This window comes from Actinoplanes sp. NPDC019969 (assembly GCF_055562375.1).
The window spans coordinates 1-14,902 of sequence record NZ_JBVHFK010000008.1 but is presented as its reverse complement, the minus strand read 5'-3'; the positions used below and the strand labels follow the sequence as shown (position 1 = coordinate 14,902).

Annotated in this window: 9 protein-coding genes; 4 read left to right on the top strand and 5 right to left on the bottom strand. The window is 72.9% G+C overall.

The features are described 5' to 3' along the window. Positions 1-39 precede the first annotated feature (39 nt). The gene (locus tag ACZ3II_RS23705) at positions 40-882 is read left to right on the top strand and encodes an ABC transporter ATP-binding protein (RefSeq protein ID WP_465519897.1); all 843 of its coding nucleotides are present in this window, start codon (positions 40-42) and stop codon (positions 880-882) included. Between the two features lie 25 nt (positions 883-907). Here ACZ3II_RS23705 and ACZ3II_RS23700 read toward each other — a convergent pair whose 3' ends face one another. The 4 genes from ACZ3II_RS23700 to ACZ3II_RS23685 all read right to left on the bottom strand — a co-directional run bounded on the left by ACZ3II_RS23700 (position 908) and on the right by ACZ3II_RS23685 (position 8,652). Then, positions 908-1,561 (bottom strand): ABC transporter ATP-binding protein, encoded by a 654-nt coding sequence (locus ACZ3II_RS23700; RefSeq protein ID WP_465519896.1) that lies wholly within the window; start codon positions 1,559-1,561, stop codon positions 908-910. A 55-nt stretch (positions 1,562-1,616) separates the two neighbouring features. After that, positions 1,617-4,610 (bottom strand): FtsX-like permease family protein, encoded by a 2,994-nt coding sequence (locus ACZ3II_RS23695; protein WP_465519895.1) that lies wholly within the window; start codon positions 4,608-4,610, stop codon positions 1,617-1,619. Further along, entirely contained in the window at positions 4,607-7,639 is a 3,033-nt protein-coding gene (locus ACZ3II_RS23690; protein WP_465519894.1) for an FtsX-like permease family protein, read from the bottom strand. The genes ACZ3II_RS23695 and ACZ3II_RS23690 overlap by 4 nt, the downstream gene beginning before the upstream one ends. 83 nt (positions 7,640-7,722) lie before the next feature. Next, positions 7,723-8,652 carry a magnesium transporter CorA family protein gene (locus ACZ3II_RS23685; protein ID WP_465519893.1) on the bottom strand — a complete coding sequence of 310 codons (930 nt, stop codon included), beginning with the start codon at positions 8,650-8,652 and terminating at the stop codon, positions 7,723-7,725. 57 nt (positions 8,653-8,709) lie between these two features. Between ACZ3II_RS23685 and pnuC the strand changes: the two genes are divergently transcribed. Next, positions 8,710-9,420 carry a nicotinamide riboside transporter PnuC gene (pnuC, locus tag ACZ3II_RS23680; RefSeq protein WP_465519892.1) on the top strand — a complete coding sequence of 237 codons (711 nt, stop codon included), beginning with the start codon at positions 8,710-8,712 and terminating at the stop codon, positions 9,418-9,420. Here pnuC and ACZ3II_RS23675 read toward each other — a convergent pair. After that, the gene (locus ACZ3II_RS23675) at positions 9,324-10,784 is read right to left on the bottom strand and encodes a DHA2 family efflux MFS transporter permease subunit (RefSeq protein ID WP_465519891.1); all 1,461 of its coding nucleotides are present in this window, start codon (positions 10,782-10,784) and stop codon (positions 9,324-9,326) included. The two genes, pnuC and ACZ3II_RS23675, sit on opposite strands and share 97 nt — an antisense overlap. Positions 10,785-10,862: 78 nt before the next feature. Here ACZ3II_RS23675 and ACZ3II_RS23670 point away from each other — a divergent pair, with 78 nt between their 5' ends. Both ACZ3II_RS23670 and ACZ3II_RS23665 read left to right on the top strand, forming a co-directional pair. After that, entirely contained in the window at positions 10,863-11,525 is a 663-nt protein-coding gene (locus ACZ3II_RS23670; RefSeq protein ID WP_465519890.1) for a TetR family transcriptional regulator, read from the top strand. Between the two features lie 240 nt (positions 11,526-11,765). Further along, positions 11,766-14,717 carry a carbohydrate binding domain-containing protein gene (locus ACZ3II_RS23665; RefSeq protein WP_465519889.1) on the top strand — a complete coding sequence of 984 codons (2,952 nt, stop codon included), beginning with the start codon at positions 11,766-11,768 and terminating at the stop codon, positions 14,715-14,717. Positions 14,718-14,902: the final 185 nt, after the last annotated feature.

The window sequence follows — 14,902 nt, the reverse complement described above, 5'->3', positions numbered from 1 at the left end:
GGGTCGTCAGGCCGGTCCACCTCGATTAGCTTGACAGGCATGAACGGACTCGCCGTCGCCTGCCGCCGGGTGGTGCACATCTATCGTGCCGAAGCCGGTGACGTCGTCGCCCTCGCCGGTGTCGACCTGTCCATCGCGCCCGGCGAGACCCTGGCCCTGGTCGGCCCGTCCGGCTCCGGCAAATCCACCCTGATCGCGCTGCTCGCCGGTCTGATGCGCCCGTCCGCCGGGCGCATCGTCATCGGCACCTACGAGATGGGCAAGCTCTCCGACAGCGAGATCTCCCGGCTGCGCGGCACCGAGATCGGCGTGGTCCTGCAGGGCGCCGCCCGCAACCTGCTCCCCTACGCCACGCTGCACCGCAACATCTGGCTCGCCCAGCGCCGGGCCGCGCACACCCGCGGCATCGAGCTGGACGACCCGGACCGCATCCTCGACCTGGTCGGCCTGCCCGGCCAGGGCCGCCGCAAACTCGCCGACCTCACCCCCGGCGGCCGGCAGCGCGCCGCCCTCGCCGTCGGCATCGCCACCGGCCCCGGCCTGCTGCTCGTCGACGAGCCGACCAGCCGCCTCGACACCGCCGGGCGCGACGAGGTGCTGGACGCCCTGGAGACGGTCAACACCGAACGGCAGACCACGATCGTGGTGGTCACCCACGACAACGAGGTGGGCGCCCGGCTGGGGCGTGCGGTCACCATCCGGGACGGGCGGGTCGGCGCCGAGGGCCGGGACGGCCAGGACTTCGCGGTGGTCGCCGGGGACGGCACGGTCCAGCTCCCGCCGGAGGTGCTGGGCTCCTACCCGCCGGGCACCCTGTTCACGGTGCAGCACGTCGACGGCGAGGTCAGCCTGGTGCCCTCCGGGCACGACACCCCCGCCTGAGGGGTACGGCCGCCGGACGGCGACGTCAGGGACGCGGCCAGGTGGCGGCGCCGTCGGCGAGGTGCAGTTCGCGGTCGCAGGCCGCGGCCGCCTCCGGGTCGTGGGTGGCGAAGACGACGGCAGCGCCCCGCGCCGCCTCGGCCCGCAGCAGGTCGAGGACACGCTGGCGGTTCGCGGCGTCGAGTTCGCTGGTCACCTCGTCGGCCAGGACCACGTCACCCCGCAGGGCCAGCCCGCGGGCCAGGGCGGTGCGCTGCTGCTGGCCGCCGGACAGCTCGTCGATCAGCTGGTTCGCCTGACCGGAGAGGCCGAGCGCGTCCAGCGACTCGGCGGTCCGGCGGCGCGCGTCGGCGGGCGAGCCACCGGTCGCGATCACCGCGACGGAGATGTTCTCGGCGGCGGTCAGGATCGCCGCGAGGCCGTTGTCCTGCGGGATCAGCACCACCCCGAGCGACACGGCGTGATCCCGGCCGGTCAGCGGGGCGCCGTTCACCGTCACCGTCCCGGAGCGGGTGGTCAGGGCGCCGGCCATGGCGCTGAGCAGCGTGGTCTTCCCGGCCCCGGAGGTGCCGGTGACCGCGAGCACCTCACCGGGCCGGGCGGTCACGGTGATCCCGCTCAGCACGGCCGGGCCGTCCCCGTACCCCAGCTCCGCCCCGTCCACCGTCAGCGTCCCCATCGCCGTCCCCTTCTCCTCGAGATGCTCACCAGGACTGTCCCGCCCACCGTCCCCGTCATCGGCGCTCGATCCGGCGGCGCAGGTCGCGGCCGCTGAGGAGGGCGACCAGGAACTCGACGGCGAGGACGGCGCCGGCCGCGGCGAGCACGGCTGCCGGTCGGGGCCAGGTGGGCAGCGGCAGGTCGGGCGGGGTGAGCCCGGCCAGCGGCAGCGCCCACCCGGTCAGCCGCCACGCCACCAGGGCGACCAGCACGCCGACGGCGGTGGCGATGGTGACCAGCACCGGGTAGGTCCAGAGAGTCGCGCTCGCGGCCGGGCCGCGCCGGAGCCCCTGCACGCGCAGCGCCGTGAGGTCCTCGGCACGGCGGGTCCGGTCCACCGCCACGGTCAGGGCCAGCGCCCCGGCGCCGAGCAGGCCGGCGAGGACCGCGGCGATCAGGTGGAACCAGAGGGCGACGGCCGGGCCCTGCCGGTCGAGCGAGTCCCGGACGGCGGCGGCCGGCGCGTCGGCGGCGATCGACAGCCCCTGGGCAGCGAGCCGCTCGGCCACGTCGGCGGGGGCCGCGGCGTTGAGCCACACCTGGGGTTCGTTGAGCTGCTTGGGGTCGGCGGACAGCACGCCGAGGTATTCCAGGTCGACGAGGACGGCCTGCCGCCCGGCGGCGGGCACGGCGGGCAGGGTCGCCACCGGGGTAAGCGGCACCGGTGACGGGGCGACGTCGGACAGCGTCACGTCGGGCAGTTCCCGTCCGGCGTAGGCCATCGGCACCGGGTAGGGGGTGGCGGCCGGCTGGATCCAGGCGCCGTCGTTGCCGCCGACCGGAACGGTCACGTCGGCCCGCAGCCCGTCCGGCGCCGCGGACAGCCGGGCCTCCTCGGTGGGCCGCCAGCGGGCCGGGTCGGTGAGCGGGGCCGGCTGCGCGGTGTTCAGCGCGCGGATCACCACCTGCCCGCTGATGGTGGGGGTGGCGGCGCCGCCTCCGGTGATCGAGATGCCGTTGAGCCGGCAGCCCTGGCCGCACAGTTCGACCCGGTTACGGTAGGTGTGCGTGCCCGGTTTCAACTCGCCGAGCCGCAGCAGCCCGTCGCCGAGGCCGGACGTCGACGACACGGAGATCGTCATCAGCAGCGGCGCGCCACCGCTGGTGTACGTCACGTCGGCGGTGATCTCCGGCCCGGTGAACAGCGGCGGATCGGCCGGCCGGGGGTGCAGGAGCCGGTGTACGCCGTCCGGGTCCGGCCCGTCCTCCGGCCAGGCGGCGACGGCGGCGAGCCGTGCGGAGTCGACCGCGTACCCGGGGACCGCGTTGATGCCGCTGGGCAGCTTGACGGCCGCCATCGCGAATTCGCCGGCCGGGTCGGCGGCCCGGACCGCGTCGATCAGCTTCCCCCGGGTCACCGGGTTGACGGTGAGGACGCGTTCGGCGCCGGTGCCGAGCGTCGCCTCGACCTCCCGGCCGCGGCTCGCGGTGTCGACCGCCCCGGCGGCGTATCCGGCGACCGCCGCCGCGGCCACCAGCAGGGCGAACAGCCGGCCGGCGCCGGGCCGGCGGGACAACTGGAGACCGGCGAGCGCGAGACCGAGCCGGCCGCGGTGCAGGGCGGCCACCGCGCCCCGGCTCACCAGCGGGAGCAGGGCCCACGCGGCGACCAGGGCCAGCGCCAGCACCAGCAGCGCCGGCGCGAACATCCCGACGCCGGTGAGCGGCTCGTCGGCGAGGGCGTACTGGGCGCCGGTGGCGATGGCGAGGACCACCACGACGGCCTCGGCGGCGGCGAGCCGGCGGCGGCCGGCGGCAGGGGTGCGCCGGAGCAGGCCGGCGACCGAGCTGGTGAGCTGCCGCCGCTGCGCCACCACGGCGGCGACCAGGGCGGCCGCGGCGGCCACCGGCGCGTACCGCAGCGAGGAGAACGCCGGGTCGGCGCCCACCCCGGGGAAGAGGGCCGCCGCCACCACGTTGACCAGCAGCTGCCCGGTGAGGCAACCGGCCACGGCGCCGGCCAGCACGGCGATCAGGCTCTCCCCGGTGGCCAGCCACCAGCGGGTCCACCAGCGGGAGCCGCGCAGCGCGACGACGGCCAGCTCGCTCTGCCGGCCCTCGGCGCCGTAGCCGACGGTCAGGTAGATGGTGAAGCAGGCGAGCAGGACCAGCGGCACCGCGATGACCGGCACCAGCAGGCGGGCCGCGGCCCGGCCCTCGTCGATCCGGTCGAGCAGGCGCGGGATGGCGCTGTTGAACTGGATCTGCTCCAGATCGTCGGAGGTGGTGTTGAGGCGTACGAGATCGGCCCGCAACTGGTCGAGCCGGTCGATGTCGATCGTCCCCGGCTGGGCGATCCCGTCGATCGCCATCGTCGTGACGGTCCGCTCGGTCGTCTCCATGGTCTCGTGGTTGACGAACACCGGTTCACCGCTGCCGATCCCCGGCCCGCCGACGAAGTACCCGTGCAGCCCCCAGTACGCCTCGCTGGGGTCGGCCGCCCGGTACGTCCCGGCCACCGTCATCGTCTTCGGCCGGCCCTCGGGCATCCAGGTCGGGGGTTTGGTGATGTCGTTCTGCCGGGCCGCCCGGATCTCGATGAGGTCGCCGGCGGTCAGCCCGAGCCGCCGCGCGGTGTCCTCGCCGAGCAGCGCGTCGCCCTCGGCCGCCGGGCACCGCCCGGTGATGATCCGGACGTGGTCGCAGAGGCCTTGGCGGTAGACGACCCGGGTCGGGTACTCGATGCTCTTCTCCAGCCCGACGGCCGGCACCTCGGCGGAGTGGTAGTAGGTGAAGCCGCTCAGGCTGAGCAGCGCCTTGCCGGCGTCCGGGAAGTCGATCCCGGCCCGGCCGGACGGGTCGTCCATGGCGTCGAGGCTGCGCCGGGTCACCAGGGTCAGCTCGCTGGTGGCGGCGGTCTCGATCTGGCCGGCGGCGACGGCCCGCTCGGCGGCGATCAGATAGGCCGGGGCGGCGACCGCGGAGGCGACCGCGAGCAGGGACAGCAGGGCGAGGGTGACGGCCTGCCCACGCCGGCGCCAGAGCATCGCGAAGACCAGGGAGATCATCGGCCGGCCTCCGTCCGGGCGGCGGACCGGTCCGCGCGCAGGCCGCGCAGCAGCGGCAGCAGGGCGGTCCAGGCGGTCAGGCCGAGCACCACGACGGCGGCGAGCACCGCGAGCGTGGTGGTGCCGGCGTTGAGCGGGCGGGGTGGCTCCAGCACCGCCCAGCCGTCGGCGAACAGCGGCACGGTCCGGCCGATGAACGACGCGGCCAGCAGCGCGGCCAGCACCCCGCCGAGCAGGCCGGCCAGGATCAGGGCGGCGGCGCCGGCGTAACCGGTGGTGACGGCGACCCGGCGGGGCAGGCCCTGGACGCGGAGGGCGGCGAACTGGTCGGCCAGCGAGCGCCGGTCCACCGAGGCGGCGACCGCGACGGTGGCCGCGGCGAGCAGCAGCGCCGCGATGCCGGCGATCAGCGAGAACCGGACGACGACGGCCGGGCCCTGGGCGCCGAGCCGGGCGGCGTGGGCGGTGACCGTGGAGTCGGCGGTGACGGTGAGCCCGGCCGCGGTCAGGTCGGCGACGATGCCGGGCCGGGCGCCGGGGGCCAGCCAGACCTGGTAGTCGCCGCCGGAGCCGGCCTCGGCGGCCACCCGGCGGGCCGCGTCCAGGTCGATGATCAGCCCGCTGCGGCCGATCAGCGGCAGCGCGCCGACGGTGGCGGTGACCCGGAGCGGGACCGGCTCCCCGTACGTCCCGAGCGCCGGGTCCGCGTCCCGCCACTCGTCCGGCAGCGGACCGGCCAGCAGCGCGGGCAGCGGCAGCAGCGAGTCGGACGCCCACGCGTCGGTCCCGACCACGCCCGCCCCGCTCTTGTTCGGGTCGGCGGCGAGCCGCAGCCTGCCGTCGGCGGCCGTCAGGTCGAGGGCGGCGCCCACGGTGCCGGCCCGCCAGCGCCGGATGTCGCCGAGCGTGGCGGCGTCCAGCAGCCCGGACTCCGAGCCGCCCTGGCCGAGGCCGGACACCGTGACCGAGGTGCCCTCCGGTGGTGGCTCGAACCTGCCGTCGGGGTCCGGTGGGCTGGTCATCTCCCAGCGGACGATGCGGCAGCCGGGCACGGTGGAGCAGCCGGCGACCGGGACGGTCCGGGTCTGGTCGCCGGGTCGCAGCGTCCCGAAGTCGGCGGTGACCGCCTCGCCGGTGCCCTCGTGCTGCAGGCGCAGTCGCAGGGCCACGTCGAATCGGCCGGCCCGCTGCGCGCGCAGGGTGATCCGGTCCCCGGTGACCAGCGGCATCGGCGGCCGGGTGGCGGCGGCGACCGCGTCCGGCAGGGCGGCGGGCGGCCCGTACTCCGGGCGCCAGGAGGTGACGGCGGTGAACCGCTCGGTGTCCACCTCGAGGATGTCGAGCACGTCGCCGCGGTTGCGGACGGCGGCCATCGCCTCCTGCCCGCCGGGGTCGGCGCTGCGGACGGCGTGCAGCAGCGCGGTCCGGTTGGCGGCCTCGACGGCCAGCACCCGGACCGCGCCCAGCTCGGCGCTGCTGCGGGCGAGCCGGGCGTCGGTCTCCGCGCCCCAGCCGCCGGCCGCCGTCACGAACATCGCGACCGCGACCACGACCAGCGCGAACACCCGGTCGGTGCCGGGCGAGCGGGAGATCCGCAGGGCGGTGAGGCCGGTCCGCAGCCGGCCGGAGCGCAGCGCGGCGCCGCCGCCCCGGTCGGCGGCCCGGCTCAGCAGGCGGGCCGCGACCAGCGCGACGGTGAGCGCGATCAGGGCGGGCGCCGCGGGGCCGAGCCCGTCCGACGGCCGGCCGGAGCGGGCCTGGTAGATCGCGGCGACCGCGACGGCGATCAGCAGCATGTCGATCAGCGCCGGGCGCCAGGCGCCGCTCGGGGCGGAGGTCCGCTGCAGCAGCGCGGACACCGGCCGGCCGAGCACCGCCGCCTCCACCGCGGCCAGCACGGCCAGGCCGCCGAGCAGCACGGCGCCGACCGCGAGCGCGCTCTGGACCAGGGCGGACCGCTGGTCGGGGGCGATCGGCACCGGCCCGGCCAGGGACCGGGCCAGCAGGTAGCCGGCCGGGACGCCGATCAGCACGCCGGCGGTCAGCGGGACCAGGTGCTGGCCCCAGGCCAGGCGCAGCCGACCGAACCGGCTGATCCCGCGGAGCTTGAGCAGGGCGGCGTCGGCCCGGCGGTCGCGGAGCGTGTACCACCCGGCGAGGCCGATCGCGAACAGGGTGAGGATCAGCAGCTGGGCCCCGGTGGTGCGGACCCCGTCGAGGATGGTGGCGCGGTCCCGCACGATCGCCTGGTGCAGCGAGACGGCCTCGGTGGTGAGCCGGTTCTGGGCGCGGCCGAGGCGGCGGTCGGCGTCCTGGATCGCGGTCTCCAGGTCGAGGCCGCCGTCGCCGCGCAGCAGCGGGTCCGGGACGTCCACGTCGTACGCCATGTTCGGCGTCCGCAGCTCCCAGTGGGTGAAGGTGGCGACCGTGGTGAACGCCGGGTCCAGGGTGGCCTCGCCGCGGAACATCGGGTCGTGCCAGTAGGTCCCGGCCGGGTCGGTCAGCGTGTAGAGGCCGACCACCCGCATCGTGATCGGCTCGTCCGCGGTGTCGGCGAGGGTGGTGACCGTGCTGCCGGTCGTGACGCCGAGCCGCTGGGCCGCCCGCCGGCTGAGCGCGATGTCGCCGCGGGCCGCCGGGCACGCCCCGTCGAGCCGGACGTGCGCGCAGAAGTCGTCCCGGTACGCCACCGGCAGGCTGGTGGTGGAGACTCCGGCCTGGACGCTGAGCGGCCACATCATCCCGGTGACACCGTCGCCGAGGCCGGCCGGCAGTCCCTCGCGCACCTCGCTGGTGAACCGGCGCAACCGCGCGGCCGGATCCTCCTGCAGGTCCACCCGGTTCGCCACCGAGATGGTGCGCTGGCCGGCCGAGGCGACGTCGAGATAGGCCTGGGCGCTCTCGCCGACGGCGGCGAACGCGTACCACGGGCCGGCGACCGCGACGGCCGACGCCAGCACGGTCAGCACGAGAATCGTCAGCACCTGCGCGGCGCGGGCTCGGACCGCGCCGATGACGAGCGCGAGCATTCACCCTCCCCCGGTTCGGGGGCGACGTTACGCGATCCGGGGACTGATCGGGGACCCCTGTGGACAACGATTGCTTAACCGGTTCACAACCAACCCCGGCGCCTGAGGTACGCGTACAGGCCGCTGCCCGACAGCACGATGAGCGTCGTGCTGAGCAGGAAGCCCCACCACGTCTCGTAGCCGGGATAGGGCACGTTCTGCCCGAAGTAGCCGGTCAGCGCGGTCGGCACGGCGATGATCGCGGCCCACGCCGCGAGCCGGCGGGTCACCACGTTCAGGACGTTGCCCTGCTCGGCCAGGTCGTCGTCGAGCAGTTCGGTGATCCGGACGCGGGCATGCTCGATCAGGTCGAGGGCGTGCCGGGCGTGGTCCTCGACGTCCCGGTAGTACGGCCGCAGGTGGTCGTCGCCGGCCAGGTCCCGGGCGACCTCGCGGACCACGTCGGGCATCGGCGCCACGGCACGGCGCAGCGCGGCCAGGTGCCGGCGCAGGGCGAACCCGCGCCGGCGCACCTCGCGGGGCGCCGGGCCCTCGCCGAGCATCAGGTCCTCGACGCCGTCCATCGCCTCGTCGATCCGCTGGGCGACCCGGTGCTGCCCGTCGACGACGAGGTCGAGGAACCCGTACACCAGAAGGTCGACGCCGCTCCCGGCGGCGGACCGCTCGCCGACGGACCACCGGGTGAGCAGGGGTGTCAGGTCGATCGGCGACTTGCGCACGGTGATCAGGGCCCGCGGGGTGACGAAGGCGCTGATCTCTGTCTTGCGGGGGCCGTCGTCGCCGTGCTCGACGGCGTAGACGTTGAGGAACAGATGGTTGCGGTACCGGTCGACCTTGGGCCGCTCGTGGTCCTGCAGGGCGTCCTCGACAGCGAGCGGGTGCAGGCCGAACCGGTCGGCGAGGGCCCGCAGCTCCACCGGGTCGGGCCCGTCGAGGTCGATCCAGGAGACCGCATCGGGGTCCTGGTCGCCGTCGGTGGCCGGGCGGCCGTTCACATAGCGCCGGGATGTCACCCGGCTCACTATGCCCCCGGCCGGAATACCGGGAAACCCGGCGCGCTTACCCGGATCGTGGACTGGATCGATCAACTGCTGACGAGTTTCTACACGGCCAAGTGGCAGGTGACCGCCGATCAGTCGATCTACTGGCGGGAGATCGTCGGCAACGCCTTCGGGCTGGGCTCGGCGCTGTTCGGGTTGCGCCGCAACGCCTGGGCGTGGCCGGTAGGGATCATCGGCAACCTCCTGCTCCTCACCGTCTTCCTGGGGCAGGCGCTCGGCAACGACCAGGGCACCCCGCTCTACGGCCAGGCCGCCCGGCAGGTGTTCTTCCTGGCCACCAGCGTCTACGGCTGGTGGGCCTGGCAGCGCAACCGGCGCCGCGACAACGGCACCGCGGTGGTCCCGCGCTGGGCGACCGCGCGCCAGCGGGCGATCCTCATCCCGCTGGCGCTGGCCTCGGTGGTGCTGTTCTTCTTCATCTTCCGCGAGGTCGGCGCGGGTTTCCCGGTGCCCTGGTGGTACTACCTGGCCGACTCGTGGATCTTCGTCGGGTCGATGCTGGCGACCTACGCGATGGCGCGCGGCTGGGTCGAGTTCTGGCTGTTCTGGATCGCCGTGGACCTGGTCGGCGTGCCGGAGCTGCTGCACTTCGGCTACTACCCGTCGGCGATCCTCTACGCCGTCTACGCCGCGTTCGTCATCTGGGGTTTCGTGGTCTGGCTGCGGATCTCCCGGGCCGTGTCCACGTCCCCCTCCGGGCCGGCGCCGGCACTGGCCTGACGGCGCAGCATCCACAGGCTGACCGGCACCCCGGCGGCGACCAGGACGGCCGCCACCACCAGCGAGAACTGGTAGCCGGCCAGGAAGTCGCCGCCGGGCGCGGCCGCCCGGTCGGCCAGGATCGCGCCGAGCACCGTGACGCCGAGCAGGCCGAACACCTCACGGGAGACGTTGAGCATGCCGGAGGCGACGCCGGCCCGCTCGCGCGGCAGGGCGTCGACCACCACGGTGTTCAGCGGGATCAGCAGGCCGCCGCCGACGCCGTAGAGCAGGAACCAGGGCAGCAGGTCGCCGTAGGTGGTGCCGGCGCCGTACTGGGCGATGCCGCCGATCGCGGCGGCCATCACCGCGAGACCGAAAGCGGTCACCCGGGCGACGCCGAACCGGATCTCCAGGCGCGGCGCGAGGACCGCCCCAGCGGCGGTGATGATCGCCATCGGGATGAAGGCCGCGCCCGCCTCGGTCGGCGAGAAGCCGAGCACCGACTGCAGGTAGATGGCCATGTAGAAGTAGATGCCGAAGACGCCGAACGCCCACAGGCCCATCGCCAGCAGACCACCGGTGAACATCCGGGAGCGGAAGAACTTCAGGTCCACCATGGCGTCGGCGTTGCGGTTCTGCAGGGCGACGAAGGCCACCGCGGCCGCCGCGGCGACCCCGAAGGATCCCAGGATCAGCGGCGAGGTCCAGCCCTCCGCGTCGCCTTCGATCAGCGCGTACGTGAGAGCGAACAGCGCGATCGAGGAGGACGCCAGCCCGGCCGGGTCGAGTCGCCGCAGGAAGCCGCCGCCCGCGGGCCGTCCCTGCGCGGGCACGCTGAAGAGTGTCAGCGCGAGCGTGGCCACCCCGATCGGCAGGTTGATCAGGAAGATCCAGCCCCACGAGACGTGCTCGCTGAGCACCCCGCCGGTGAACGGCCCGACCGCCAGGGCCAGCGCGCCGACGCCGCCCCAGACGCCGATCGCCGTGCCGCGTTCCTTCGGGTCCGGGAACAGCTGCTGCAGCAGGGCCAGTGAGGCCGGGGCGAGCAGCGCCGCCCCGATGCCCTGCAGCGCCCGCGCCCCGATCAGCAGCTCCTGGCCGCCGGCCAGCCCGGCCGCGACCGACGCCCCGGTGAAGATCACCAGGCCGGACAGGAACGCGAGGCGGGTGCCGAGGACGTCCGCGACGCGGCCACCGGCCAGCAACAGTCCGGCGAAGACCAGGATGTACGCGCTGGTGATCCACTCCAGGCCGGCGATGCTGAGCCCGAGATCCCGCTGGATGCTCGGCAGCGCCACGTTGACGACGTTGTTGTCCAGATACGTCATGAAGGTGCCGAGCGCGACCGCGACCAGCGCCCACCACCGTCGGTTCTTTTCCATCAGCTCTCCCCTGTACGGCGTACTTGTACGTTGTACATGTACCTCGTACATGAGACCTGTACGTTGTATGGTTGTCAAGTGACGGGCGATCGACTGAGTAAAGCCGCCGTGGCCGGCCGGGCACTGCGCCTCGCCGACGAGGAGGGCCTCGAGGCGGTCACCATCCGTCGCCTCGCCAAAGAACTGAGCGTCACCCCGATGGCGCTCTACTGGCATTTCAAGAACAAGGACGAGCTGCTCCTGGGCGTGGTGGACCACGCGCTCAGCAGCGTGCGGGCCGACCCGGCAACCGGCGGCCCCTGGCAGAAACGACTGCGCACCGTGGTCGACGCCGTGATCGACGTGATGCGCTCACACCCGTCGCTGCCGGCCCTGATGCACTCGGTGGACAAGATGCGGACCGAGAGCTTCAACCGCGCGACCAACGACACCCTGGCCCTGCTGACCGACGCGGGGTTCACCGTCGAAGAGGGCTACTGGATCGCGACGTTCCTGCTGAACGGCTGCATCGGCATCGTCAGCGGCCAGCCGGGATGCCCGCCAAGCCTGCCGGCGGAGCAGGAGCCGGAGTGGCGGCGGCAGAAGCGGCTGCACCTGGAGACGATGCCGGCCGACCGGTTCCCGATGATGATCGAGCTGGCCGCGTCCTATCGCGACGAGCCCGACATGGAGCGCTACTACGCCTTCTCCGTCGACCTGCTGATCGCCGCGGTCGAGGCGCAGGCCGCCGCCCAGCGATAGATCAGCTTGCCCTCGGGGCGTGCCGGCATCGAGCCGGCACGCCCCTTCGCCGCGCCCTGATGACGGCCGGTTCGGACACATCGAGACATCTCAGTGCATCTTTTTGCAAGAGCACGTCAAGGTCTTCCAGAAATTGAAAGAAGTTGCTAGCTTCCTGGTCATATGAACGCGGGATTACCAAGTCGATAACCCCGCAACTCCCCCTTAACGCCGCCCGTCCCCGAGGTGGTTGGAGGCCCCGTGTCCCGAATAGTCCGTCGCGTGCTGGCCGCGCTCTGCGCCGTACCCCTGCTGCTCCTGACCGATCTGCCGGCCGCGAGCGCGGCGACCACGGTGACCGTCTACTACCAGGCGCCCGCCTCCTGGCCGGCGGTGAACCTGCACTACGCGCCGACCGGCGGCTCCTGGACGACGGCGCCCGGCGTCGTGATGACCGCCTACAGCGGTTGCGCCGGGTGGTACAAGAAGGAACTCGACCTCGGCGCCGCCACCGGCATGCAGGTCGTCTTCAACAACGGCTCCGGCACCTGGGACAACAACGCGGGGGCCAACTACCGCGGGGGTACGGGCACCGTCACGGTCTCCGGCGGCGCGGTCAGCTCGGCCGTCCCGTGCGGCGGCACCGGCAGCAACACCGCCGAGGTGTTCTACAAGACCACTTGGCCCGCGACGTACCTGCACTACGCGCCGGCCGGCGGCGCCTGGACCACGGCGCCGGGCGTGGCCATGAACGAGACCGCCTGCGCCGGCTGGGCCAAGCGGACGGTCGGTCTGGGCAGCGCCACCACCTGGGCCGCCACGTTCAACAACGGCTCCGGCACCTGGGACAACAACGCCGGCCGCAACTACACGCTGGGCACCGGGACGATCACCGTCAACGGCGGCGTGATCACCGCGAACGCGACCAGCCCCTGTGTGGACACCCCGCCGGACACCACCGCGCCGACCGCGCCGACCGGGCTCACCGCCACCGCCGCCGGAACCACCGTCACGCTCGGCTGGACCGCCTCCACCGACGCGGTCGGGGTCGCCGGGTACCGGATCACCCGCGGCGACACCGTGCTGAGCAGCTCCACCACCGGGTACACCGACCGGGGGCTCGCGGCCCGGACCGCGTACACGTACCGGGTGCAGGCGCTCGACGCGGCCGGCAACCTGTCCACCGCCGCCACCGCGACCGTCACCACCGGCGCGGCCGACCCGCCACCGGCCGGTGGGCGGATGCTCGGCGGCGACCCGCGCAAGGACAGCATCTACTTCATCCTCACCGCCCGGTTCAACGACGGTGACAGCGGCAACAACCGGGGCGGCAGCCAGCACGTCAAGTCCGGCAACGCCGCCAACGACGACCCGATGTTCCGGGGCGACTTCAAGGGCCTGGTCGACAAGCTCGACTACATCAAGGGGCTCGGCTTCTCCGCCATCTGGATCACGCCGGTCGTGCTGAACCGGTCCGACTACGACTTCCACGGTTACCACGGGTACGACTTCTACGAGGTGGACCCGCGGCTGGAGTCGGACGGCGCGTCATACCAGCAGCTGATCGACGCGGCGCACGCCAAGGGCCTCAAGATCTACCAGGACATCGTCCTCAACCACACCTCCCGCTGGGGCGCCACCGGCCTGTACACGCCGACCGTCTACGGCACCCGGGACAGCGAGTGGAGCTGGTACTACAACGAGAAGGTCGCCGGCAAGAAGTACGACCCGCTCGAGGAGCACGCCGGCAACGACCCCACGCTGACCGCGGCGCAGAACGCGCTCGCCAAGGGCCGCCCCTACAACGGCGACGTGTGGAGCAGCACCGCTCCGGCCGGCAACACCTGCCCCAACTTCGGCGCCGCGACAGGTGGCCGGAGCGCCGAGGGCTTCAAGCTGTACCACTGCCAGTGGCCGCAGGCGAACAACAAGCTGTTCCCGGCGAACCTGTTCCACCAGTGCTGGATCGGCAACTGGGAGGGTGAGGACGCGCGATCCTGCTGGCTGCACGAGGACCTGGCCGACCTCAACACCGAGAATGCCGTCGTCCAGGACTACCTGATCGGGGCGTACCAGAAGTACATCGACATGGGCGTGGACGGCTTCCGCATCGACACCGCCGTGCACATCCCCCGCGTCACCTGGAACCGCCGCTTCCTGCCGGCCTTCCAGGAGATCCTCACCCAGAAGTACGGCGCCGCGAAGGCCAAGGACTTCTACATCTTCGGTGAGGTCGCGGCGTTCGTGAACGACAAGTGGAACCGGGGCTCGGTCAACCACTCCGCCCAGTTCTTCACCTGGAAGGAGCGGAAGGAGTACGCGGCCGACGACGTCAAGGCGGCGATCGAGCAGTTCGACCACGAGAACAACCTGGGTACGGGCAACCAGCCGACCAGCACCAACGCGTTCCTGCAGGGCAACGACTACCACGCCCCCGACTACTCGAAGTTCTCCGGCATGAACATCATCGACATGCGGATGCACATGAACTTCGGTGACGCGTCCAACGCCTACCACAACGGCAAGGACTCCGACGACTCGGTCAACGACGCCACGTACAACGTCGTCTACGTCGACTCGCACGACTACGGCCCGAACAAGTCGTCGGTCCGTTACGCCGAGGGCACCGACGCGTGGGCCGAGAACATGACGCTGATGTGGACGTTCCGCGGCATCCCGACGCTGTACTACGGCTCGGAGATCGAGTTCAAGGCCGGTCAGCGGATCGACTGTGGACCGACCTGCCCGCTGGAGACCACCGGCCGCGCCTATTACGGCAACCAGATCGCCGGCAACGTCACCGCAAGCGATTACGGCGTCGTCTCGTCGGCCAGCGGTCAGGTCGCCACCACGCTGTCGAAGCCGCTGGTCAAGCACCTGCAGCGGCTGAACCAGATCCGCCGGGCGGTGCCGGCCCTGCAGATGGGCCAGTACTCGACGGACGGTGTCAGCGGCAACATGGCGTACAAGCGCCGTTACACCGCGAACGGTGTGGACAGTTTCGCCCTGATCGCGGTCTCCAACGGCGCCACGTTCAGCGGCATCCCGAACGGCACCTACGTCGACGCGGTCACCGGCGACACGAAGACCGTCACCAACGGGTCTCTCACCGTCGCCCTGAACGCCAAGGGCAACCTGCGCGTCTACGTCCTCTCGACGAGCGCCACCCCCGCCCCCGGCAAGATCGGTTCCGCTACCTCCTACCTCAAGTGACACCTCGCCTCTCCTGATCACCGCGCCGGCCGGCCCCCCCGGCCGGCGCGGCTGTTCCCGCCGCTTCCGGTGTGTGGAGTTGGGGGGGGGTAAGGGCCCCCAAATCCCAACCCCCGTTTTTTGGGGGGGGGGTGGGGAGGGGGTGGGGGTTGGGGATAATGTTGGTTGTTAATTTTTTATTTTGG